General features: G+C 69.6%; 20 protein-coding genes. 13 read left to right on the top strand and 7 right to left on the bottom strand.

All coding sequences use genetic code 11. The annotated features are described in order from the left end of the window. Positions 1–2 precede the first annotated feature (2 nt). The 8 genes from dxr to map all read left to right on the top strand — a co-directional run bounded on the left by dxr (position 3) and on the right by map (position 8,637). Positions 3–1,208 carry a 1-deoxy-D-xylulose-5-phosphate reductoisomerase gene (gene dxr / locus JWQ81_RS42155; RefSeq protein ID WP_297550978.1) on the top strand — a complete coding sequence of 402 codons (1,206 nt, stop codon included), beginning with the start codon at positions 3–5 and terminating at the stop codon, positions 1,206–1,208. Positions 1,209–1,211: 3 nt separating this feature from the next. Next, the gene (locus JWQ81_RS42160) at positions 1,212–2,429 is read left to right on the top strand and encodes an RIP metalloprotease (RefSeq protein WP_297550980.1); all 1,218 of its coding nucleotides are present in this window, start codon (positions 1,212–1,214) and stop codon (positions 2,427–2,429) included. Between the two features lie 31 nt (positions 2,430–2,460). Next, positions 2,461–3,597, top strand: a complete 1,137-nt coding sequence (gene ispG, locus JWQ81_RS42165) for a flavodoxin-dependent (E)-4-hydroxy-3-methylbut-2-enyl-diphosphate synthase (protein ID WP_297551076.1) — start codon at positions 2,461–2,463, stop codon at positions 3,595–3,597. Between the two features lie 80 nt (positions 3,598–3,677). Further along, entirely contained in the window at positions 3,678–4,475 is a 798-nt protein-coding gene (locus JWQ81_RS42170; RefSeq protein ID WP_297551078.1) for a helix-turn-helix domain-containing protein, read from the top strand. A 5-nt stretch (positions 4,476–4,480) separates the two neighbouring features. Next, the gene (locus JWQ81_RS42175; RefSeq protein ID WP_297550982.1) at positions 4,481–4,879 is read left to right on the top strand and encodes a VOC family protein; all 399 of its coding nucleotides are present in this window, start codon (positions 4,481–4,483) and stop codon (positions 4,877–4,879) included. A gap of 80 nt (positions 4,880–4,959) precedes the next feature. Next, entirely contained in the window at positions 4,960–5,814 is an 855-nt protein-coding gene (locus tag JWQ81_RS42180; RefSeq protein ID WP_297550984.1) for a GNAT family N-acetyltransferase, read from the top strand. Between the two features lie 184 nt (positions 5,815–5,998). Beyond that, a complete protein-coding gene (locus JWQ81_RS42185; protein ID WP_297551080.1) occupies positions 5,999–7,756 on the top strand; it encodes a penicillin-binding transpeptidase domain-containing protein in 1,758 nt (585 codons plus the stop codon). A gap of 23 nt (positions 7,757–7,779) precedes the next feature. Beyond that, positions 7,780–8,637, top strand: a complete 858-nt coding sequence (gene map / locus JWQ81_RS42190) for a type I methionyl aminopeptidase (protein ID WP_297550986.1) — start codon at positions 7,780–7,782, stop codon at positions 8,635–8,637. 3 nt (positions 8,638–8,640) lie between these two features. Here map and JWQ81_RS42195 read toward each other — a convergent pair whose 3' ends face one another. Beyond that, on the bottom strand, positions 8,641–9,333 hold the full coding sequence (locus JWQ81_RS42195) for an FCD domain-containing protein (protein WP_297550988.1): 693 nt from the start codon (positions 9,331–9,333) through the stop codon (positions 8,641–8,643). 102 nt (positions 9,334–9,435) lie between these two features. Between JWQ81_RS42195 and JWQ81_RS42200 the strand changes: the two genes are divergently transcribed. Then, positions 9,436–10,638: an MFS transporter gene (locus tag JWQ81_RS42200; RefSeq protein WP_297551082.1), complete on the top strand. Its 1,203-nt coding sequence runs from the start codon at positions 9,436–9,438 to the stop codon at positions 10,636–10,638. Positions 10,639–11,042: 404 nt separating this feature from the next. Here the strand turns inward: JWQ81_RS42200 and JWQ81_RS42205 are convergent, their stop codons facing one another. Continuing rightward, positions 11,043–12,437, bottom strand: coding sequence for a mycothione reductase (locus JWQ81_RS42205; RefSeq protein WP_297550990.1), 1,395 nt, complete (start codon positions 12,435–12,437; stop codon positions 11,043–11,045). Between the two features lie 75 nt (positions 12,438–12,512). Then, positions 12,513–13,406: a M15 family metallopeptidase gene (locus JWQ81_RS42210; RefSeq protein ID WP_297550993.1), complete on the bottom strand. Its 894-nt coding sequence runs from the start codon at positions 13,404–13,406 to the stop codon at positions 12,513–12,515. 191 nt (positions 13,407–13,597) lie between these two features. Between JWQ81_RS42210 and JWQ81_RS42215 the strand changes: the two genes are divergently transcribed. Genes JWQ81_RS42215 through JWQ81_RS42225 form a run of 3 tightly spaced genes read left to right on the top strand, consistent with a single transcriptional unit; the run spans position 13,598 to position 15,712 of the window. After that, on the top strand, positions 13,598–14,410 hold the full coding sequence (locus tag JWQ81_RS42215) for a serine protease (RefSeq protein ID WP_297550995.1): 813 nt from the start codon (positions 13,598–13,600) through the stop codon (positions 14,408–14,410). A gap of 26 nt (positions 14,411–14,436) precedes the next feature. After that, a complete protein-coding gene (locus tag JWQ81_RS42220) occupies positions 14,437–14,880 on the top strand; it encodes a GNAT family N-acetyltransferase (RefSeq protein WP_297550997.1) in 444 nt (147 codons plus the stop codon). Between the two features lie 58 nt (positions 14,881–14,938). After that, positions 14,939–15,712 carry a GNAT family N-acetyltransferase gene (locus JWQ81_RS42225; RefSeq protein WP_297550999.1) on the top strand — a complete coding sequence of 258 codons (774 nt, stop codon included), beginning with the start codon at positions 14,939–14,941 and terminating at the stop codon, positions 15,710–15,712. A 4-nt stretch (positions 15,713–15,716) separates the two neighbouring features. Here the strand turns inward: JWQ81_RS42225 and JWQ81_RS42230 are convergent, their stop codons facing one another. The 3 genes from JWQ81_RS42230 to JWQ81_RS42240 form a co-directional block, all read right to left on the bottom strand. Further along, positions 15,717–16,904: an 8-amino-7-oxononanoate synthase gene (locus JWQ81_RS42230; RefSeq protein WP_297551001.1), complete on the bottom strand. Its 1,188-nt coding sequence runs from the start codon at positions 16,902–16,904 to the stop codon at positions 15,717–15,719. 108 nt (positions 16,905–17,012) lie between these two features. Next, positions 17,013–18,566 (bottom strand): DEAD/DEAH box helicase, encoded by a 1,554-nt coding sequence (locus JWQ81_RS42235; RefSeq protein WP_297551002.1) that lies wholly within the window; start codon positions 18,564–18,566, stop codon positions 17,013–17,015. 361 nt (positions 18,567–18,927) lie between these two features. Beyond that, on the bottom strand, positions 18,928–19,893 hold the full coding sequence (locus JWQ81_RS42240; protein WP_297551004.1) for an RIO1 family regulatory kinase/ATPase: 966 nt from the start codon (positions 19,891–19,893) through the stop codon (positions 18,928–18,930). A gap of 234 nt (positions 19,894–20,127) precedes the next feature. Here JWQ81_RS42240 and JWQ81_RS42245 point away from each other — a divergent pair, with 234 nt between their 5' ends. Beyond that, positions 20,128–21,669, top strand: a complete 1,542-nt coding sequence (locus JWQ81_RS42245; RefSeq protein WP_297551005.1) for an NAD(P)/FAD-dependent oxidoreductase — start codon at positions 20,128–20,130, stop codon at positions 21,667–21,669. A 461-nt stretch (positions 21,670–22,130) separates the two neighbouring features. On the opposite strand, the gene yaaA is transcribed toward JWQ81_RS42245, so the two are convergent. Further along, the gene (yaaA, locus tag JWQ81_RS42250; protein WP_297551007.1) at positions 22,131–22,877 is read right to left on the bottom strand and encodes a peroxide stress protein YaaA; all 747 of its coding nucleotides are present in this window, start codon (positions 22,875–22,877) and stop codon (positions 22,131–22,133) included. Position 22,878: the final 1 nt, after the last annotated feature.

Here is a 22,878-nt window from a genome sequence, read left to right on the forward strand (position 1 = left end):
TGATGACTACTTCGCGAAGCGTCCTCGTACTAGGTTCCACCGGTTCGATCGGTACCCAGGCCCTCGACATCGCCGCCCGGAATCCCGGGCTCTTCCGGGTCGCGGGCATCGCCGCTGGCGGGTCGGATCCGGCCGCGCTCGCCGCGCAGGCGATCGCGCACCAGGTCGAGGCCCTCGCCGTGATCAGGCCGACGGTGGTCGAAGACCTGCAGCTCGCGCTGTATGCCGAGGCCCAGCGCCGCGGCTACTCGCGCGGAGAGTTCCGGCTGCCGCGCATCTTCGCCGGGCCCGATTCGGTCATCGAGCTGATCGACGCGATCTCCGTCGACGTCGTGCTCAACGGCATGCCGGGTTCGCAGGGCCTCAAGCCGACGCTGCGCGCGCTGGGCACCGGGTCGATCCTCGCGCTCGCCAACAAGGAGTCCCTGATCGCCGGGGGGCCGCTTGTGCTCGACGCGGCGAAGCCGGGCCAGCTCGTCCCGGTGGACTCCGAGCACTCGGCCATCGCGCAGGCGCTGCGCGGCGGGAGCGCCGATGAGGTCGCGCGGCTCGTGCTCACCGCGTCGGGCGGCCCGTTCCGCGGCCGCACCCGGGAGCAGATGGCCGGGGTCACCGTCGAGGCGGCGATGGCCCACCCGACCTGGGCGATGGGCCGGGTCGTCACCATCAACTCGGCGACCCTGGTCAACAAGGGGCTGGAGCTGATCGAAGCCCAGCTGCTCTTCGGCATCCCGGCCGACCGGATCGACGTCGCCGTGCACCCGCAGTCGATCATTCACTCGATGGTGACCTTCGTCGACGGCTCGACGCTGGCGCAGGCGAGCCCGCCGGACATGCGGCTCCCGATCGCGCTCGCGCTCAACTGGCCGAACCGGGTTCCCGGCGCCGCCGCGGCCTGCACCTGGGAAAAGGCGGCGTCGTGGACCTTCGAGCCGCTGGACAACGGCGCGTTTCCGGCCGTGGAACTCGCGCGGCACGCCGGTACGGTCGGCGGGTGCCTGCCGGCGGTGTTCAACGCGGCCAACGAGGTGCTGGTGGACGCCTTCTGTGCGCAGAACACCAGCTTCACCTCCATCGTGGACACTATTAGCGAAGTGGTGGAAGCCGCTGACGAATGGCGTCGCGTGCCTCGTGACGTGGATGATGTGTTCGCGGCGGAGCACTGGGCCCGTGCCCGTGCCGCCGAAGTGATGTCTGGGAGGAAGTAGCGCGTGATCGCCTACATTGTCGGCGTTGTCGTGTTCGCGCTGGGCATCTGTATCTCGGTCGCGCTCCACGAGGCCGGCCACATGCTCACGGCGAAGGCCTTCGGGATGAAGGTCCGGCGGTACTTCATCGGCTTCGGTCCCAAGGTGTTCTCGTTCCGGCGCGGCGAGACCGAGTACGGCGTGAAGTGGATCCCGCTCGGCGGGTTCTGCGACATCGCGGGCATGACCGCGCTCGACGAGGTCACCCCGGACGAGGCTCCCCGGGCCATGTGGCGGTACAAGACCTGGAAGCGCACCGTCGTGCTCTCCGCGGGCTCGTTCACGCACTTCATCCTGGGCTTCCTCGTGTTGTACCTGATGGCGATCACGATGGGCCTGCCCAACATCAACGACAAGCCGGTGCTGAACTCCGTCAGCTCCTGTGTCACGGGGGCCACGACCATCGCCGAGGCCAACAACCCCGTCTGCAAGCCCGGTGATCCGGCGCCGGCCAAACAGGCGGGCCTGCTGCCCGGAGACACGGTGACCTCGGTCGCCGGCAAGGCGACGCCGACTTGGACCGACACCTTCAATGCCATCCAGGCAGCCTCGGGCCCGACAGCCTTCGTAATCCAGCGGGACGGCGACACCAAGAGCCTCACCGTCGACGTTGCCCGCGAGCTGAGGCCCAAGGTCGACGACGCGGGCAAGGTCGTCGGGACGACGACAGTCGGCGCGATCGGGGCAGGCCGCACGTCGAGCTTCGCCTACAACGGGCTGTCCGCGTTCGGTGGCGCCACCAGCTTCGCCGGGAACATGTTCGAGCAGACCTGGAACGGGTTGTTGGCCTTCCCCAAGCGGATTCCGGCCACCGTGCACTCGATTTTCGGCGGCGTACGTGACCCGAACACCCCGGTCAGCGTCGTGGGTGCGAGCCGCATCGGCGGCCAGGCCGTGGAGCAGGGCCTCTGGCAGGTCTTCTTCCTCCTGCTGGCCAGCCTGAACTTCTTCGTCGGCGTGTTCAACCTGCTGCCGCTCCTGCCGCTCGACGGCGGGCACATCGCGGTCGTCTGGTACGAGCGGATTCGCGACTGGTTGCGGAAGGTCCGGGGGAAGAGCGCGGCGGGGCCGGTCGACTACACAAAGCTGTCGGCGATCACGCTTGTTTTCGTGTTTCTCGGGGCCGCCGTTACGTTGCTCACCGTAACGGCTGACATCGTGAATCCCCTGCGGATCCCGTAGGTACGCTGAACGTGTGACTGTTGCGCTCGGTATGCCCGCCCTCCCGCCGCCCGTCCTCTCCGAACGTCGCAAAACCCGGCAGCTGCATGTCGGTTCGGTCGGGGTCGGCAGCGAGTCGCCGATCTCTGTCCAGTCGATGACCACCACCCTGACCTCGGACGTCAACGCCACGCTGCAGCAGATCGCGGAACTCACCGCGGCCGGCTGCGACATCGTGCGCGTGGCGTGCCCGTCGGCGGACGACGCGGAGGCGCTGCCCGCCATCGCGCGGAAGTCGCAGATCCCGGTGATCGCCGACATCCACTTCCAGCCGAAGTACGTTTTCGCCGCGATCGAGGCCGGCTGTGCCGCGGTGCGCGTCAACCCCGGCAACATCCGCAAGTTCGACGACCAGGTCAAGGAGATCGCGAAGGCCGCGAAGGATCACGGCACACCGATCCGGATCGGCGTCAACGCCGGTTCGCTGGACAAGCGGATCCTGGACAAGTACGGCAAGGCCACGCCCGAGGCGCTGGCCGAGTCGGCGCTGTGGGAGGCGTCGCTGTTCGCCGAGCACGACTTCCACGACATCAAGATCTCGGTCAAGCACAACGACCCGGTGGTCATGGTGCGCGCGTACGAGTTGCTCGCCGAGCAGTGCGACTACCCGCTGCACCTCGGCGTCACCGAGGCAGGCCCGGCGTTCCAGGGCACGATCAAGTCCGCGGTCGCCTTCGGTGCGCTGCTGCGCCAGGGCATCGGCGACACGATCCGCGTCTCGCTGTCCGCGCCGCCGGTCGAAGAGGTCAAAGTCGGCATCCAGATCCTGCAGTCGCTCAACCTCAAGCAGCGCAAGCTGGAGATCGTGTCCTGCCCGTCGTGCGGCCGCGCGCAGGTCGACGTCTACACCCTCGCCGAGCAGGTCACGGCCGGTCTCGAGGGGATGGAGATCCCGCTGCGGGTCGCCGTCATGGGCTGCGTCGTCAACGGGCCCGGCGAGGCGCGCGAGGCGGACCTCGGCGTCGCTTCGGGCAACGGCAAGGGCCAGATCTTCGTCAAGGGCGAGGTCATCAAGACCGTGCCCGAGCACATGATCGTCGAGACGCTCATCGAGGAAGCCATGCGCATCGCCGAAGCTGCCGAGGCCGACGGCGCCGTCAGCGGCGAGCCCGTCGTCACCGTGAGCTGAACCGGCAGGGCTCACCCAGGGCCTACGCTGAACGGGTGCCGGAGGAGAACTTCGCCTGGGCAGTCGGTGAGCCGCATCCCATGCTGCGGCCCTGGGTCGAGCGCTACGTCGGCTATGTCCAGCGCGACGTCACGCTCGGCGTGCACCGCGGCCTCCCGTCGCGGCACGTCACCCTGATCATCAGCCTGGATCAGCCGATCCGGGTGACCGGGATGCCGCTGCCGGGGGAGTCCCCGGTGTGCCTGCAGGCGATGGTCGGCGGGATGCACGTCGGCCCGGTGCTGATCGCTCAGGACCGGTTCCAGGCCGGGATCCACCTCGAGCTCAACCCGTTGGGCACCCGGGCACTGCTGGGCGTGTCCGCCGCCGAACTGAGCGGCCACGTCGTCGGGCTCGACCAACTCGGCACGCCGGGGCTGGCCGAACTCCCCGCGCGGCTGGTCGAGGCGCGCGACTGGCCCGCTCGCTTCGCCTTGCTGGACGACACGCTGGCCGGCGTGATCGCCGACGCCGAAGACCCCGCCGGCGAGGTCGGCTGGGCCTGGCAGCGGATGCGCGCGGCGCGCGGGCGGGTCCGGGTCGCCACGCTCGCCGAAGAAGTCGGCTGGAGCAGGCGGCATTTCGGGGAACGGTTCCGGGCGGAGATCGGGCTCTCCCCGAAGCAGGCCGCGCGGGTGCTGCGGTTCGAACGTGCCGGGCAGGTGCTCCGGCAGCGGGGCAGGGTCGACCTGGCGGGCCTCGCCGTCGGCTGCGGCTACTACGACCAGGCGCATCTGACGAACGAGTGGCGTGCGCTCGCCGGCTGTTCACCGGGGACCTGGATCGCCGAGGAGCTCCCATTCTTGCAAGACGGGGGCGTCTTCAGCGGCGAAGACTGACGCGTATGACACAACCGCAGCCCACAGTTTGGCCCGCCCTCCGCTACGACGACGCTCCCGGCGCCGTCCGCCTCCTCGTCGACGTCTTCGGCTTCCGCGCGGCACTCGTCGTGCCTGGTGAGGGTGGCGACGTCGTGCACGCCGAACTCCGCTGGCCTGAGGGCGGCGGTGTGATGCTCGGCAGCACCAAGTTCTGCGAAGGCGTCCACGCGGCGATGAAGCCGGGCGCGACCTCGGTCTGCGTGGTTTCCGACCACGTCGACGAGATCCACGAGAAGGCCGTCGCGGCCGGTTTGGCGATCGTGGAGGAGATCCAAGACACCGACTACGGCTCTCACACCTTCACCGCGCGGGACCCCGAGGGCAACCTTTGGACCTTCGGGACGTACCGAGGTGCTCCCTAAGTAGTCACTTTTGACTATTGTTCCCAGCGTGTCGGAGCCCTCGCGTTCCGTTGTGAGCGTTTATCTGGCACGCTGGAGGAGTGTTGCGGCTAGCAGGTGCGCGGCTGCTTGATGATCGGGACTATCCGGCGGTCCGTGCCGCGCTCGCCGCCGACCCGGTGGGTAGCTGCATGGTCAGCGCCCGGGTGGAGGTCGCCGGTCTCGATCCTTGGCGCCTTGGTGGCGAGCTGTGGGCCGCCGACGCCCGGCCCGTGCGCACCGGCCGGATCCAGGGCCTGTGCTTTTCCGGCCCCAACCTCATTCCGCTCCGGGGCAACGCGACGGCGTTGCGCTCCTTCGCCGATCGCGCGCTGCGCCGCCAGCGCATCTGTTCGTCGCTCGTCGGGCCCGCCGAGCAGGTGCTGGGCCTGTGGGACGAGCTGTCGCCCGAATGGGGTCCGGCGAGGGAAGTCCGGGACGAGCAGCCGCTGATGGCGCTCGACTCCCTGCCCCGGCTGCCCGGGGACCCGGCGGTGCGAGCCGTCCGGCCCGAGGAGCTCGACAGGTACCTCCCGGCCGCGATAGCCATGTTCATCGAGGAGGTCGGCGTCGACCCCCGCGCCGGTGATGGCGGTGCCAGCTACCGCGCCCGGGTCGCCGAGCTGATCGCCGGCGGTCGCGCGTTCGCCCGGTTCGAAGGCGGCGAGGTCGTGTTCAAGGCCGAGATCGGGGCGATGTCGGCGACCGTCGGCCAGATCCAGGGCGTCTGGGTGCATCCCGACCGCCGCGGTGAGGGTCTCGGCGCCACCGGGACCGCCGCTGTCGTGACCCGCCTCGTGCGGGGCATGGGGCGCACAGCGAGCCTGTACGTCAACGCCTACAACGCCGCCGCGCTCGCCGCGTACCGCAAGATCGGCTTCCAGCAGGTCGGCGAATACGCCACCGTCCTCTTCTGACGCCCCACACCGTCCCCGGACCGCAACTCGACGGCGAGTTGCGATGCCCTCGTGCCTGGTCTTCACCCGTCAGTGGCGGGGAGTGGACGGCGTTTCGGGTCGGGATGGGGACCGCCGGGGGCAATAATCCGCGGTTGTGCGGGGAAGACGTTTCGGGAGCTTGACGCTGGTCGGCGCGCTGGTCATGACGCTGGCCGGGTGCGGCCTGTTCGGTTCCGGCCCCGGCCCCGACGACGTCATGGGCGCGTTCCTCGGCGGATTCTCCTCCGGTGACACCGCCCGCGCGTCGGGTTCGACGGACGCACCCGCCGACGCCAAGTCGCTGCTCGACAGCGTGCGCAAGGCCCTCGCGCCGGAGTCGATAGATACCGGGGACGTCCAAGTGCACGAGAATTCCGGCAACGACACCGCGACGGCGGCGTACCGGATCACCTGGCACCTCCCGCACCGCCGGCTCTGGTCCTACACAGCCAACGCCCAGCTCTATTCCGCGCAGGGCGGCTGGAAGGTGCGCTGGGTGCCGTCGGTCGTCCATCCCCAGCTCGGCGCGCAGCAGGGCCTTGCCTTCAAGGTGGACACGCCGCCGCTCGCCCCCGTCCTCGACCGCGACGGTGTGCCGTTGCTCGCGCCGCAGACCGTCATCGGGGTCATGGTCGACCCGGCGAAGGCGGGCGATCTCGGGTCGGTGGCCGGGAAACTGGCGGGCGCGCTCAACCGGTACGAGCCGACGGTGACCAAGCAGTCCATTTTGGACGGTGCCAAGGGGCTGCGGCCCGGGCTCGCGTACCCGGTCGTCAGCCTGCGCTCGAACGACTACCAGCAGGCGAAACCCGTTATCTACGACCTCCCGGGAGTGCGATTCACCGAGCAGGACCGGTTGCTCGCCCCGAGCGCCGACTTCGGCAAGCAGGTGCTGCCGGCCGTGCGTTCGCTCGTCGAGAGCCAAGCCGTCGGCCAGGCCGGCTGGCGCGTGGTGACCGTCGGGCCCAACGGCGAGGAGCTCACCGAGCTCTACGCCCGGCCTGCCGCGGCGGCGGCCGCCGTGACGAGCACGCTGAGCGGCAAGATCCAGGCGGCCGCCGAGTCCGCGCTGACGGCGGTGCCCGGCCCGGCCGCGATCGTGGCGGTCCAGCCGTCCACCGGGGAGCTGCTCGCCGTCGCCCAGAACGAGCAGGCCGGCGCACAGGGACCGATCTCGCTCATCGGCCGCTACCCGCCGGGTTCGACCTTCAAGATCGTCACGGCCGCGGCGGCGCTGACCGCGGGACTGGTGAAAATCGACACACCCGTGGACTGCCCCGGCACGGTGACCTTCGACGGCCGGACCGTGCCGAACGAGGGCAAGTTCGCGCTGGGCACGGTTCCGCTGTCCACGGCGTTCGCGAAGTCCTGCAACACGACGTTCGCGAAGCTCGCCAGCCAGCTCCCGCCGGCCGCGCTGACCGACGCCGCGAAGAGCCTCGGCATCGGCGCCGACTTCGTCGTGCCGGGGCTGACCACGATCACCGGGTCCGTCCCGCCCGCCGGCTCCGTCGTGCAGCGGGCGGAGAACGGGTTCGGCCAGGGAACCGTGGTGACCAGCCCGTTCGGCATGGCGGTGGTCGCGGCGACCGTGGCGTCGGGCAAGCTCGTCGCGCCGACCCTGCTGCGGGGAACCCCGACGGTGTCTCAGAATCTGGGCGCGCCGCTGCGACCGGACGTGCTCGACGCCCTGCGGACGATGATGCGCGACGTCGTCACCGCGGGCACCGCGACGGGCCTGCGGAATTTGCCGGACGTGCGGGGGAAGACCGGAACGGCGCAGTTCGGCGACGGGACGAACTCGCACGGCTGGTTCGTCGGCTACGCCGGGGACCTGGCGTTTTCGGTCCTCCTGGTGGGTGCCGGTTCGTCCACGCCCGCGGTGAAAGTAGCGGATCGGTTCCTGAAAGTACTCGGCTGACCTACTCGTCGTAGGGTGGAGGCATGCCCGATCGTGCCCCCCTTGAGCCCGGCGTCCAGACGTCGCGCCGCGCCGTCCCCGCCAGCATCACCCGTCCCGAATACGTGGACAAGCCTGCCCCCCAACGGGATACCGGCAACGGGGTGCGGACGCCCGAGGTGATCGAGGCCATGCGGCTGGCGAGCAGGATCGCCGCGCAGGCGCTCGAAGTCGGCGGCCAGACCGTCAAGCCCGGTGCCACCACCGACGACATCGACAAGGTCGTCCACGAGTTCCTGCTCGACAACCGCGCGTACCCCTCGACGCTGGGTTACCGGCATTTCCCGAAGTCGTGCTGCACCTCGCTCAACGAGGTCATCTGCCACGGCATCCCCGACTCGACGGTCATCGAGGACGGCGACATCTGCAATATCGACGTCACCGCGTACATCGGCGCCGTCCACGGGGACTGCAACGCGACGTACCTCGCCGGTGACGTCTCCGACGAGGCCCGCCTGCTCGTCGAGCGCACGCACGAAGCCACCATGCGCGCGATCAAGGCAGTGCGCCCCGGCCGCCAGCTCAACGTGATCGGCCGAGTCATCGAGGCCTACGCGAAGCGGTTCGACTACGGCGTGGTGCGGGACTTCACCGGCCACGGCGTCGGCCCCGCGTTCCACACCGCGCCGACCGTGCTGCACTACGAGGAGCCCAACGTCACCACGGTGATCGAGAAGGGCATGACCTTCACCATCGAGCCGATGATCACCCTCGGCACCATCGACTACGACGTCTGGGACGACGACTGGACCGTCACCACGAAGGACAAGAAGTGGACGGCCCAGTTCGAGCACACCCTCGTCGTCACCGACGACGGCGCGGAGATCCTGACGCTTCCGTAAGCGTTAGTTGATTTCCGTCGCGTCCAGATCCATCCCGGCGAGCAGTTCGTCGAGGAAGCCGGCGGCTTCGGCGGCCGCGGCGGCGGGGTCCTGCTGGGCGATGGCGTGCAGCAGGCCTCGGTGCTCGATGGTCCCGGAGTAAGTCGGGTGCTCGCTCGAGGTCGCCGCGACGCTCGCCGTGACCACCTCGGTGAGTCCGCGGTAGAGCTCGGTGAGCAGCGTGTTGTGCCCGCACTGGACGACGGTGAGGTGGAACTCGGCGTCGGTGCGGACGAAGTCGTCGAACCGCCGTTCGCGCTCGGCGGCGTCCCGTTCGTCGAGCAGGGCCGTGAGACTGCTCATTTCCCCTTCGGTGCGGGCCGCAGCGGCGAGCCGGGCGCCTTCGACCTCGAGGGTGCGTCGAACCTGGAGGACCTCGCGCAGTTCGTCGCCGCAGAGGCGCCGGACAGCGCCGGAGACCTCGCTGGTCGCGCGGACGTAGGTGCCATCTCCCTGGCGTACTTCCAGCAACCCGCTGTGAGCCAGCGCGCGCACGGCTTCACGGACGGTGTTGCGGCCGACGCCGAGCTGGGCGGCGAGTTCGGGCTCGGTCGGGATTCGCTGCCCGATGGGCCATTCCCCCTGCCTGACCGCGTCGCGGAGCTGCTCGATGGCCTGGTCGACCAGGCCGGTCCGCCGCGTGGTGGCCAATGGCACAGAAATTTCCTTTCATCCAATCATCCTACGTATGTCATAGTAGCTCACGTGCCCGTCGACTCCTGGAATCTCCCGTCCTCCTCCACCGGTCTCGAGCTCGAGCTGGCCGGAGCTTCCGAGCCGGTGCCGGATAGTCGCAAGACAGTACTGGCCGCCGGTGCGCTGCTGGGCCTCGCGGTGGTCCTCACCGCGCTGAACCTGCGTCCGGCGATCACCAGCGTAGGCCCGTTGCTTGCCGAAATCCGCGGGTCTCTCGGGGCGTCCGCCACGTGGGCCGGGGTGTTGACGACGGTGCCGGGGCTGTGTTTCGCCGGCGCCGGCCTCGTCGCGCCCGTGCTGTCACGCCGGTTCGGCATCGGCCGGGCGATCGCGGTGGCCCTGACCGTGATGAGTGCCGGGCTGGTGCTGAGGGTGCTGGACGGGCCACTTGTCCTGATCGGCGGGACACTCGTCGCGACGGCGGGCATCGCGCTGTCGAACGTCCTCATCCCTGTGGTGATCAAGGATTCGTTCCCGGCGAAGGTCGGCCTGATGACCGGCGTGTACACCGCCGCCTTGCAGGGCGGCGGGGCACTCGGCTCGGCGGTGACCCCGCGGCTGGACGACGCTTTCGGCGGCTGGCGTCCCGCGCTGGGCAGCTGGGCCGTGCTGGGCGTCGTCGCGCTGGCGGTGTGGATGTTCGCCGCCCGGCGGCACACCGCCGGCGAGAGCAGCGGATCCGGACCCGCCGGAAGCGGCAGGTCGCTGCTGCGCAGTCCGCTGGCGTGGACCGTCACGCTGTTCTTCGGGCTGCAGTCGTTCGTGGCCTACGTCGTGATGGGCTGGCTGCCGCAGGTGCTGATGGATGCCGGGGTGAGCAAGGGCGACGCGGGGCTGCTGCTCGGCCTGATTTCGCTGATCGCCGTGCCGATCAGCCTGGTCATCCCGCCGATGGCCGCGAGGCAGGGGAGCCAGAGCGTCTGGATCGTCGTGCTGGGCCTGTTCGGGCTGGCCGGGATGATCGGTTTGCTGATCGCGCCGGGGGAGTACCCGCTGCTGTGGAGCGTGTTCGTCGGGTTCGGGATGAGCGTGTTCTCGCTGGGGCTCACCGTCATCGCGCTGCGGGCCAGGACCGGGGAGGAAACCGCGCGCCTGTCCGGGATGGCCCAGGGCTTCGGCTACCTGCTCGCGGCGCTCGGCCCGTTCCTGTTCGGCCTGCTCCACCAGCTGACCGGCGGCTGGACCGTCCCGTTCATCATGGTCATCGGCGTCCTGCTGGCGCAGATCTTTTTCGGCGCCCTCGCCGGCCGCCGCCGCTTCGTCTGAGGGGTTCGGCTGCCGTTGCGGTTCTGTGCAGAGCAGCGAGGACTGAGGTGGATGGGTGCTGGTAGCGGAGTTGAGGGCCAGTCGCGTTGTGCAGGTGGTGCTGTGATCGCGAGGTGACTGCTGGGGGCTCGTGTAGGCACTTTCGGCAGGGCAGGGACGCCGCGAAGGCCTAGTTGAGTGCGCCTTACGCCGTGAAGGTGGCCTTCACGACAGGTCACACCGACGCGACGCAACAGGCCCTCCGGCGCCCTTGCTGGAGTAGAGCCGAACCCGCCGTCTCAACCGACCAACCACCGGAGACCCCTCAGGGCCACCCCTGTGGCTTTGAACGCCACGGGGGTGGCCCTGAGGGAACGCTAGAAACGCGGCCGCAGCCAGGACTTCTGTCAGCGCTAGGGGTGCGGTCAGTCCAGGGGCAGGTTCAGGAGGGCGTTCTCGACGAGCTCTGGCATGGCCGGGTGGATCCAGTACTGGCCCCGGGCCATGGTGCGGGCGTCGAGGCCGAAGCTCATCGCCTGGATCAGCGGCTGGATGACGGTCGGCGCCTGTGGGCCGATGACGTGGGCGCCCAGCAGCTGCCCGGTGACGGGGTCGGCGAGCAGCTTGAGGAAGCCGGTCGTGTCCTCCATCGCCCAGCCATACGCGATGCCCGCGTAGTCCTGCTTCGACACGACGTAGTTCACGCCGCTCGAGAACGCGTCTTGCTCGGTGAGCCCGACCGACGCGATCTGCGGCGAGCCGAACACGGCGTGGGGCACGAAGCGGTGGTCGCTGGCGACCTTGTCGTCCGGGTGCAGCAGGTTGTGCTGCACTACTCGCTCTTCGTGGTTGGCGACGTGCTTGAGCTCGTACTCCGACGACACGTCACCGAGCGCGTAGATGCCGTCCACGCCGGTCTGCTGGAACTCGTCGACGACGATCTTGCCGTTGTCGCGTGTGGACAGTCCGGTGGCTTCGACGTCGAGCAGGTCCGAGTTCGGCGTGCGGCCGACGGCGACCAGGATCTGGTCTGTTTCAACGGTTTCAGCGCCTTCGGGGCCTTCCAGATCGACGCTCACGCCACTGTCCGAACGGGATACGCGCACGGTTTTGCGGTTCAACCGGACGTCGTACTTCTGGCTCGCCAGCTCGGTGTACCGGGTGCTGATGTCCTCGTCCTCGCTGCGCAGCAACGCGCCGGAACGGGCGATCAGCGTGACCTCCACGCCGAGTGAGGAGAAGACGTGCGCGAACTCGGCGGCGATGAACCCGCTGCCGATGATCACCATCCGCGCCGGCAGCTCGTCGAGCCGCATGACGCTGTCGGAGGTGTGGAAGCCGGCCTCGACGAGCCCCGGGACGTCCGGCACGATCGGGCGCCCGCCCGCAGCGAGCACGAACCGGTCGGCCGTGACCGTCTCGGGAGCGCGTCCGTCCGGATAGGACACGACGAGCTCCTTGTGCCCGACGAAACGGCCTTCACCGCCGTACACGGTGACGTTCGCGTTGTCCTTGTGCTCGGTGCGGTACTCGCGCCCGCCGGCGGAGATCGGGTCGATGCGGCCGAAGATGCGGTCGCGGATGTCACGCCAGCGCACCCCGCGCAGCTCTTCGTCCACCCCGAAACGTGAGCTGAACGACGGCGTCGCGGCCACGTCGGCGGCATAGACGAACATCTTGGTGGGGATGCAGCCGACGTTGAGGCAGGTGCCGCCGAAAACGCCCTTCTCGACGATCGCGGTCTTCCAATCGGCGAAGCGGGGGTCGAGGATCGAATTCCCCGATCCGGTACCGACGATCACCAGGTCGTAGTGGGGCACGCTGTTTTCCTCCGCGGTTCTGAAAAAAAGGGGTTCCTGCTTGTCAACTCGCTCCCGCGACCGCTTGTTCCCGGCTCATTCGCCGGTCGCGGTGAAGTGCATGCGGTCTTTCGGGCTGGTCCACGACCCGCCCCACCTCCACCCGATCGAGGCGAAGGCACGCACGGTCGAGTCACCCGCGAGGATCATGCCAGGGCGGACGTTCGACCGGTCGACATAGGCGGACGCGAGCTCGGGCAGCACGAGCGAGCCTTTGGTATAGGGGTTGCAGAACGGGTTGACGTCGACGGCGAGCCCGTAGGCGTGGGCCGACCAGTTCGTCTGGCCGCGCACCGGACGGCAGACGAACGCGCTGGTGCTGTTGCCGTCCCCGGTCGGCGGAGCGGTCAGCTCGTCGGGCCGCGTGACGCGCATCTCCTCCAACGGGAACCGCGCGGCGAACAACTGCCCGAAGGCCTTGGTCACACCCTGGGCCGCCGACGCGTTGACGATCATCTCGCCGGTGTGCGCGCGGCCGTCGAAGCCCCAGAACGACATCGTCAGGTACCGCAGCGCCGTCGACGTGACCGGGCACGCGGCCTGCCAGGTGCTGCGCGCGAGGACCTCGGCCGGGATGGGCTGGACGGTCGCGGCGTACCTCCCGTCGGGCGGCGGCGGTAACACGTCCTCGGTCGGCAGGGAACGGTTCACCAGTATGGGTGGTGTGGGCTCGATCTCGCCGAACCCGTCGGACCGCCGGGGGAGGGGATGGGCGCCGACCTGCCAGACCGGGTTCCGCGCGCTGGACGTGGTCGGCTGGCTCGGCACCGGGGCCTGCTGCGGGACGCCGGTTGACGTTGTCCCCGCCGTTGTCCCCGCGGTCGCCGCGGTCGCCGGTGCGCCGGACACCTCGGCCGAGCAAGCCGCCAGGCTCGCGGTCGCCAGGACGACCATCACGGAGGCACGCAGGAACGCAGCAACGGGTCGCACGCGCGTCAGCTTGTCAGAACTTGACGGTCGGCGCGCGAGACCACCCGATTCAGTGACACCGTTTCGAGCGCATCCCGACTAGGGTAATTCCGGCTGCCCGTTCACGCGCTGGAGTCGAACAACCGCCCAGCGCCACTTTCGGCGCCACCAGTCGTGACTGAAGCACCGTTCCTGGGTGAAAGGACGCTCCCATGCCAGTGAAGTCTCGTCGCAAAGCCCTGATGGCGGCCGGAGCGCTGGTCGCCACGGCCGCGATCGTGGCGCTCACGGCTGCGAGCGCGGCGGCGGCCCCCGACACGGCCGCCCAGCCCCGGATCGTCGGCGGCGGCCAGGCTTCCCTCAGCGACTATCCGTACGCGGTGTACCTGACCGACCAGAACGGCTACCAGTTCTGCGGCGGGGTCATCGTCAGCCCGACGGCGGTGGCCACGGCGGCCCACTGCGCGCTGGCCGTGAAGAGCGGAAACCTGCGCGTCGTGGCCGGCAGGCAGGACGAGACGTCCACGGACGGCGTGGTCGAGTCGGTGTCGAAGGTCTGGGTCCACCCGGACTTCTCCGACCCGCTCAAGGGCGACGACATCGCCGTGCTCACCGTGCTCGGCAGCCTGCCGTACCCGGCCGTGCAACTCGCCGATTCGACCGATCGCGCGCTCTACGCCGAGGGTTCCCAGGCAACCGTGGTCGGCTGGGGCCGCACCTCGGATGGTGGCGCCCGGTCGAACGTCCTGCGTAGCGCCCCGGTTCCGGTGATCGGCGACCAGAGCTGCACGGCGAGCTACAGCAACTACGACCCCGGCACCATGCTGTGCGCGGGGTACACCCAGGGCGGGATCGATGCCTGCCAGGGCGATTCCGGCGGCCCGCTGGTCGAGGGCAACACATTGGTAGGCATCGTCTCGTGGGGCGAAGGCTGCGCCGTGGCTGGTAAACCCGGCGTCTACACCCGCGTTTCGGCGTTCGCGAGCCAGATCGCCAGCCAGTCCAGGTCCGGCCTGTTCGGCTGATCATCGGGCCGTGCTAAGCATGTCCCGTGCTCGACAACAGTGACAAGCTGCCCGCGGTGTCCGCGGCCTCCGGTGACGGACTGACCGCGGCGCAGGTCCACGCCATTCTCAAACTCCGGGTCGACGTCTTCGTGGTCGAGCAGAAATGCCCGTATCCGGAGATCGACGGATGCGACCTTCTGCCGTCCACCCGGCACTTCTGGGTCGACGGCTTCGGTTCCTATCTCCGGATACTCGCCGAGTCGGATGGCGCCGGGCGCATCGGCCGCGTCTGCACGGCAGCCGACGCGCGCGGCCGCGGTCTCGCCGCGCGCCTGATGCAGGCCGCCCTCGAAACCGGACCCGAGCGTGCCTGGGTGCTCGACGCGCAGACCTACGCGCAGGGCTTCTACGCCAAGTTCGGCTTCCGGCCGGAGGGCGAGCCCTTTGACGAGGACGGCATCCCACACATCACCATGTGGCGCAGGTGAAGGATTTCGTGTTTTTCCGGGAAATGTGAACCCGCGCTCGCCGACGTATCGTCTGCCCATGAGGAAGATCGATTCGGTGACGGACCTGGAACCGCAGCTCGCCAACGCACGCGACTACTGGCTCGGCTGGGGTGACGCCTTTCGGCAGGACGGCGATCTGGTGATCTTTCGCAGCGGTGTCGCCCACCAGGTCTTCAACGGGGTGTTCCGGCTGACCGGCACGCAACCGACGAGTGACGCACTCGAGGAGGCATCGCGTCGGCTCGACGGAGTGCCGTGGATGTGGCATGTGGGGCCGGACAGCCGTGAAGGGCTCGTCGACGACCTGGTCTCGCTTGGTGCCACTCTGGGTGGAACGTCGCCGATCATGTCCGTGGACCTCGACCGCGTCATCGAGCAGGACGGGCCGCCGGAGCTCAAGATCGAAGAGGTTGACACGCCCGAGGCGCTGGGAGAATGGGTCGAGGCGTACGTGCCTTTATTCGGTGTCATGCCGGACCAGAACGACACCGTGAAGCAGGTGGAAGCCAACTACGCGGGGGCGCCCGGCAGCTTGGTGCGGTTCGCCGGCCGGATCGACGGGCGAGTGGCAGGCACTGCCGCGCTGTTCGACAAACACGGCGTCGCCGGTGTCTACGTGGTGGCCACGGGGAGCGGCGACCGGCGTCGGGGGATCGGCACGCGGCTCACCGCCGCGGCACTTCGCGCGGGCCAGGAACGAGGCCTGCGGGTCGGCACGCTGCAGGCCAGTAGCACGGGCGCGCTGGTCTACCGCCGAATGGGGTTCGAGAAGGTGGCGGAGTACCAGCTGCTGGCGCCCCCGAAACGCTGACAGCTCAGCTGAAGGCGCCGCGAGGGGCGGCGGCGGTGATCACCTTGACCGCCCTGTCCACATCGGACTCGGTGAGGTCGGCGCGGGCGGTGAGGCGCAGCCGTGAAATGCCGTCCGGCACCGAAGGCGGGCGGAAACAGCCGACTCGGATGCCCTGTTCGGCGCAGGCCGCGGCCCAGGCGACAGCCTCGTCGGCCGACGGCGCGCGCACCGAGATCACGGCGGCGTCGGGGGAGCTGGCGGCCAGCCCGGCGGCCTTGAGCTGCATGGCCAGGTTCACCGCCGCGTCCTGCACTCGGGTGGCGAGCTCCGGCTCGGCCTTCAGCGCGTTGAGCGCGCCGAGCGCAGCCGCGGCGCTGGCCGGGGCGAGCGCGGTATCGAAGATGAAACTGCGCGCGGTGTCCACCAGGTGCCGGATCACCCGGCGCGGCCCGAGGACAGCGCCCCCTTGCGCGCCAAGGGATTTCGACAACGTGATGGTGGTGACGACGTTCGGCGCGGCGGACAGCCCAGCCGCGTGCACCGCGCCCCGGCCGCCTTCGCCGAGGACACCGAACCCGTGCGCGTCGTCGACGAGCAGCGCCGCGCCGTGCTGGCCGCACATGGCCGCCAGGTCGGGGAGCGGGGCCAGGTCGCCGTCCACGGAGAAGACCGAGTCGGTGACCATCAGCGCGCGGCTCTTGCGCCGTGTCGACAGCGCGTGTGCCATCGCCTTCAGGTCCCCGTGCGGCATCGCGGCCACGTCCGCCCTGGACAGCCGGCAGCCTTCGATGAGCGACGCGTGGATGTACTTGTCCGTGACGATGGCGGACTCCGCGCCGGACAAGGCCATCACCGCGCCGAGGTTCGCCATGAAGCCGGACGAGAACACCAGCGCCGCTTGAACCCCGCAGAACCGTGCCAGGTCTTGCTCGAGCTCCGCGTGCAGTTCTGTCGATCCGGTGACGAGTCGTGAACCTGTCGAGCCCGCGCCCCAGCGAAGGGCGGCCGCGGCGGCGGCTCCGGCGACGCGCTTGTCCCTGGCGAGCCCGAGATAGTCGTTGCCTGCCAGGTCGAGCTCGGTGGAGTTCGGTGACCGGGGGCGCAACCGCCGCACCAGACCCGCGTTCGTGCGCTTCTCGGCCTCGACGTCGAGCCAGTCGAAGACCTGCTCGGGATCGTTTCGCGCGACAGCGGGGCCAGGTTCGTTCACGCCTCGCAGTGTCGCACTCGGTGCGGTGGGCGAAAGAGTGCGGGTACGAAGAAAGCGCCGCGAGTGACCGGTCAGGCCACCCGCGGCGCTTTCAGCGCTTAGCTATTTTCAGTTGTCGAAGCTACGACGCGGCCCACGGCTCGGACGGCCATTGCCGCCACCCGCTCCGCTGCCACCGTTGCCGAAGCGCGGCGTACGACCGCGGCCGGCGTAACCGCCACCACTGCCGCTGCCCGAAGGACGGCCGCCTTCACGCGAACCCTGGTAACCGCCGCCTTCGCGGTTGCCCTGGTAACCGCCACTGCCGCCCTGGCCGCCACCGAAACCGCGACCGCCACGACGAGGCGGGGCTTCCCGACGGAGCTCGGGGACCGGCTGGCCGCTGGGCTGCTGGGCACCGGTGATCCGGGCCAGCTCGGCGTCACCCGGGCGGACGTTCGTGCTTTCGGCACGCACCCCCGCGCGGTCGGTCATCCGGCGGACCAGGCGACGCTGGTCGTTGGTGACGATCGTGACGACGGTGCCCGAGGCGCCGGCGCGAGCCGTACGACCCGCGCGGTGCAGGTAGTCCTTGTGGTCGGCGGCCGGGTCCACGTGCAGGACCAGGGAGATGTCGTCGACGTGGATACCGCGGGCGGCGACATCCGTGGCCACCAGGACCGGGGTGTTGCCTTCCTTGAAGTCGGCGAGCACCCGGTTGCGCTGACCCTGGGTCTTGCCACCGTGCAGCGCCGCGGCCTGGACGCCGTTCTCGCGCAGACGCTCCGCGAGCCGGTCGACGTGGTGCTTGGTGCGCACGAACATGATCGTGCGGCCGTCGCGGGCACCGATCTCGGTGATGACGTCCTGCTTCTCCTGGTGGGTGACCTGGAGAACGTGGTGGTCCATCGTGGTGACGCTGGCGGTGACCGGCGCGACCGAGTGCCGGACCGGGTCGGTCAGGTACGCCCGGACGAGGCGGTCGACATCACCGTCGAGGGTCGCCGAGAACAGCAGGCGCTGGCCGGTACGCGGGGTCAGGTCGAGGATCTCGCGAACCTGCGGCATGAAGCCCATGTCGGCCATCTGGTCGGCCTCGTCGAGCGCGATGAAGTCCGTCTCGGAGAGGTCGCAGGTGCCCTGGCGGACGTGGTCGGAGAGCCGGCCCGGGGTGGCGATCAGCAGATCGACTCCGCGGGCGAGCGCGTCGGCCTGGCGGTTGAACGCCATGCCGCCGACGGCCACGCGGCACCACAGGCCGAGCGACTTGGCCAGCGGGGTGAGCGAGTCCGCGACCTGCATGGCCAGTTCCCGGGTGGGGACCAGCACGAGGGCGCGGGGCTTGCGGGCCTTCGCCCGGCCGCCGTTGAGCCGGGTCAGCATCGCCAGGCCGAAGGCCAGGGTCTTGCCGGAACCGGTCTGGGCGCGGCCCAGTACGTCGCGACCCGCCAGTGCGTCCGGGATGGTCGCGATCTGGATGGGGAACGGCGAGGTGATGCCGGCCTCGCGCAGCGCGGCCAGCAGGGGCTCGGGGAGACCGAGCTCGGCGAAGGTCTTGACGGCCACCGACTCGACAGCCGAGTCGGAGTTCGGCTGGTTGTCGCTGCCCCCGCGGTTCACGGGCTTGCGGCTGGGACGGGCCGAGTGCGATGAAGAGTTTGAAGAATCGAGCGTGACTGTCACAAATACCTCTCGGACGTGGTACGTCACAAGGGAGGCCCGGCTGCCCGCACGCAGGCAGGGCAAGATGGTGTGCAGTGGGCTTTCACAGGGACGAACCCGACGCACGCCGCCCTGGTTGGGCCTTGCACGCCATTTGGCTGAATGAATACCGCGAGCCATATCTGTTGGCTTTGGAGGCGACGGACACCACTCATCCACGCCGCCGGTTGCGGTCTGTGACTACTGTACCCGACTCGTCCGCCGTCACCCAATCCGAGCCGCCAACTGTGGGCAAGGACGCAACCGGGAATTTCCTGGTGGACGCGGTGAACGGGGCTTTCGGGCCCGAAACGGGAGCGAAAACCCCGCTCACCGGGCGTGCTCAGCGCAGCCCTGCCACCTCCCGCAGGTCCCTGACCAGCACTTCTTCGTCGGCGAGCCGAGGATCGAGGCCCTTGCCGCGGAACCAGCCCGCGATGTTGCGGACGTCCCTGGCGAGGAACTCGCCGCCGGCCGGGTTGGCGACCACGTCGACGATCTGCGGTAGGTCGATCACCACTACCCGTCCCTTGTGGACGAGCAGGTTGTACGCGGACAGGTCGCCGTGGCAGAGCCCTTCGGCGGCAAGGAGTTCCACCGCGGACACGGTCTGGTGCCAGAGCTCGGTCAGTTCGTCCGGACCGGGCCGGGACTCGGCCAGCCTCGGTGCCGCGATGCCTTCGCCGTCACCGAGGAATTCCAGCAGCAGTTCGGTGCCGTGCTGCTGCACCGGGTAGGGCACCGGGGCCCCGACCGTCCACAAACGACTCAGTGCGGTGAACTCCGCGGCCGCCCACTGCTCGGCGATCAGGTTGCGGCCGAACGCGCTGCGGCTCTCCATCGCGCGCATCTCGCGGGAACGCCGCACTCGGCGTCCTTCGAGGTAACCGGCGTCACGGTGGAAGAGTCGGTGTTCGTCGCTGCGGTAGCGCTTGGCCGCGAGCAAACCGCCTTTCGAGCCGTCGGGCAGCTCCCGGCGGACGAGGTGGACGTCGGCCTCTTTGCCGGTTTTGAGCACCCCGAGTTCGGTGTCCACGGCGGCCAGTTCGGTGACCACCCAGTCGGGCCGGGGCCGCGGGCCGCGGACGGCGTCATCCCAGGTCGACCAGCGGTCTCCGCCGCCGGGGATGGCGTGCTCGGTATAGGCGTCCTCGCGCAGCCTGGCCAACCTGGCGCGTTCGTCCAGGGTGAGGCGTCCGCTTCGGTTGGGCGCCGGTTCGTCGTCGAAACGGGCGCGCCGGGACTTGCGCCGGCCGGCCGGGTCGGTGTCGGGGTGGTTGTCGAGATAGTCGAAATCGTGCTCGCGCACTGGTGGGCTCCTAGAACAGGAAGGGGTGCCCCACCGGGCGAGCGGAAAGCGCTACCGGCCCCGGGGGGCGGATGGGCAGGGGACGTCGACGCCCCGGACAGTCGGCTCCACAGGGCACCTCCTCGCTGCGCACACCCGGCTTCCTGCCGGACACGGGCGATTTTTCCCGCCCGCGCGCCGGGGCGCAACCGAATTAACCTGGGCTCGGCACACACCGATGAGCAGGAGGCGTGGATGAAGTCCTACGACGTGGTGATCGTCGGCGGCGGGCACAACGGCCTGGTCGCGGCGGGCTACCTGGCCAAGGCGGGGCGCTCGGTCCTGGTGCTCGAACGCCGCGGGGAGGTGGGCGGCGCGGCGGTGTCGTTCCGGGCGTTCCCCGGGGTCGACGTGCGGCTTTCGCGGTACTCGTACCTGGTCAGCCTGCTGCCGCGCAAGATCATCGCGGAGCTGGGGCTGTCCGTCGACCTGCGCCGGCGTCGGATGTCGTCCTACACGCCGGTCGGTTCGGCCGGGCTGCTCGCCGACACCGGCGACGAGGCGCGGACGGCCGCGTCCTTCGCCGCGGTCAGCGGGTCGCCGAAGGAGTTCGACGCGTGGCAGCGGTTCTACGCGATGACCGCCCGGGTCGCCGAGCGCACCTTCTCCACGCTCACCGAACCCCTGCTGGGCAAGGAAGAACTGCGCGCGCGAGTCGACGACGAGCAGGCGTGGTCGTCGCTGTTCGAACGGCCCGCCAGCGAGACGCTCGAAGCGATGTTCGGAAACGACACCGTGCGCGGCGTCGTACTCACCGACGCGCTCATCGGCACCTTTGCCGCCGCGGACGACGTCGACCTGCGGCAGAACCGGTGCCTGCTCTACCACGTGATCGGCAACGAGACCGGCGACTGGGATATCCCGGTGGGCGGGATGGGCGCGGTGACCGGCGCGCTCGCCGAGTCCGCCCGCCGCGCCGGCGCGGAGTTCCGGACCGGCGCCGAGGTCGTCGCGATCGATCCGGACGGTGAGGTGCGGTTTCGCCACGACGATGGCGAACAGGATGGCGAACAGGTGGTGCACGGCGGACGCGTCCTCGCGAACGTCGCCCCGTGGACACTGGCGAGGCTGCTCGGCGAGGAAGCCGGGGACTCGCCCGAAGGCGCGCAGCTCAAGGTGAACATGGTGCTCAAGCGGCTGCCTCGGCTGCGGGAGACCGGTCTCGACCCACGGGAGGCGTTCGGCGGGACCTTCCACGTCAACGAGGGCTACACGCAGCTGGCGACGGCGTTCGCGGAGGCGGACTCCGGGCGGATCCCGTCGTTGCCGCCGTGCGAGATCTATTGCCACTCGCTGACCGATCCGTCGATCCTCGGCCCGGTCGAACGCGCGGCCGGCGCTCAGACGCTGACACTGTTCGGTCTGCATATGCCCGCGAGGCTCTTCGCTGGACGTAACGACCAGGCCCGCGCGGAGGCGTTGAAGGCGACGCTGGCTTCGCTCAACAGCGTGCTGGCGGAACCGATCGAGGACTGCCTGTGGACCACACCCGACGGCGAACCGTGCGTCGAGGCGAAGACACCGGTGGACCTCGAGGAGGAACTAGGCCTGCCGGCCGGGCACATCTTCCATCGCGACCTGTCGTGGCCCTTTGCCTCGGATCCTGAGCAGGTGGGGAAGTGGGGCGTCGAAACGGCCCACCCGCGGATCCTCCTGTGCGGCGCGGGCGCCCAACGCGGCGGCGGAGTCAGCGGTATCCCTGGCCACAACGCCGCCATGTCCGTCCTCCACCCCTGACCCGGGCTCGCACGCGGGCTCCCGAGCGGGCACTTTTGTACTTTTGTGCCCCTTCGGTCGTATCCGTGGGTCCGCGACGCCTCAGTGGGTGCGGGGTGATGTGGCTGGTGAGGTTCTCGAGGTCAGCGGGCGTGGTCGGCTGTCGGTGACTGTCCCACGCTCAGCTCCGGACACCGGCTTTCGCGGTACACCGACGCGACCGGCTGGCCTTCGCACCTGCCAGGGTCTCCTCGCCCGCCCCGGTCCGTGCTGCGGTAAAACGCAGCCAGTCCATATCAACCAGCACCCACGGATAGCTCAGGAGAGCCACTTTTGTGCCGTCGTTGAGCCTTCAAGCAGGGCACTCTTGTGCAAAAGTGCCCTCGTTGCACGCGCGTGTAACCCGCGCGCGCAAGGACCGCAACTCGACGGCGAGTTGCGGTGGCCGGCGCCCCCGGCCGACGACTTCTCGCCGGCGAGGTTCAGTCCCCGGTGAGCAGCTCCAGGCTGTACTCGCCGGTCCGCTCGACCCGTAGCCCCGCGCGGGAAACCACCGTCAGCAGTTGGTCCACAGTGGAGGGATCGCGCGGGGACCTGGCCAGCACCGCGGCCAGTTTTCCCTTGTAGGCCTTGTTGAAGTGGCTGACCGTCGTGCGATTGCCCGCCGCGTCCTCGGTGACGACGCGGACGGTCACCGCGTCCGGGCGCAGCTTCGCCAGCGCCGCGTACGTACCCGAGCGCAGGTCCACCACGAGTCCGTCGATCCCGCGAAGTACCGGCTCGAGCGTCGGCTTCCACAGACTGCGGATGGTGCCGAGCGCGGGCAGCGAGCTGCCGCCGGAAAGCCGGTAGGCCGGGATCCGGTCGGTGCCGGAGACGACGCCGAACAGCGCTGAAGCCACCGCCAGCCGGCGTTTCGCCTTTTCCAGCGCGGGCTTGCGGAAGCTCTTCAGGTCGAGCGCGTCGTAGAGGACGCCGGTGTAGCGCCGCAGCCCCGGCATGGTCGGGGACGTCCACAGCTCGGTGTTGCGCGCGACCTCGTCCGCCTGTCGCTCGGTGATGCCGAGCGCGGTGAGGCTGGCCGGCACGTCGGCGGCGAGGTCCACCAGTGCTTCGGCGAGCTTGCGCCGGACGGGGGTCAGTTCGGGGAACGCCAGCGAGTCGAGATCGAGCGGCGGCCCGTCGCCGCCGTCGGCCTTGGTCTCGGAAGGGGGGAGCAGCACCAGCACC

It is taken from the genome of Amycolatopsis sp. (genome assembly GCF_025464955.1).
Lineage (GTDB): Bacteria > Actinomycetota > Actinomycetes > Mycobacteriales > Pseudonocardiaceae > Amycolatopsis.

Coding starts and splice junctions, on each gene's coding strand:
- dxr (WP_297550978.1), top strand. CDS start 3: ATGACTACTTCGCGAAGCGTCCTCGTACTAGGTTCCACCGGTTCGATC.
- ispG (WP_297551076.1), top strand. CDS start 2,461: ATGCCCGCCCTCCCGCCGCCCGTCCTCTCCGAACGTCGCAAAACCCGG.
- JWQ81_RS42170 (WP_297551078.1), top strand. CDS start 3,678: ATGCTGCGGCCCTGGGTCGAGCGCTACGTCGGCTATGTCCAGCGCGAC.
- JWQ81_RS42175 (WP_297550982.1), top strand. CDS start 4,481: ATGACACAACCGCAGCCCACAGTTTGGCCCGCCCTCCGCTACGACGAC.
- JWQ81_RS42185 (WP_297551080.1), top strand. CDS start 5,999: ATGACGCTGGCCGGGTGCGGCCTGTTCGGTTCCGGCCCCGGCCCCGAC.
- map (WP_297550986.1), top strand. CDS start 7,780: ATGCCCGATCGTGCCCCCCTTGAGCCCGGCGTCCAGACGTCGCGCCGC.
- JWQ81_RS42215 (WP_297550995.1), top strand. CDS start 13,598: ATGCCAGTGAAGTCTCGTCGCAAAGCCCTGATGGCGGCCGGAGCGCTG.
- JWQ81_RS42225 (WP_297550999.1), top strand. CDS start 14,939: ATGAGGAAGATCGATTCGGTGACGGACCTGGAACCGCAGCTCGCCAAC.
- JWQ81_RS42245 (WP_297551005.1), top strand. CDS start 20,128: ATGAAGTCCTACGACGTGGTGATCGTCGGCGGCGGGCACAACGGCCTG.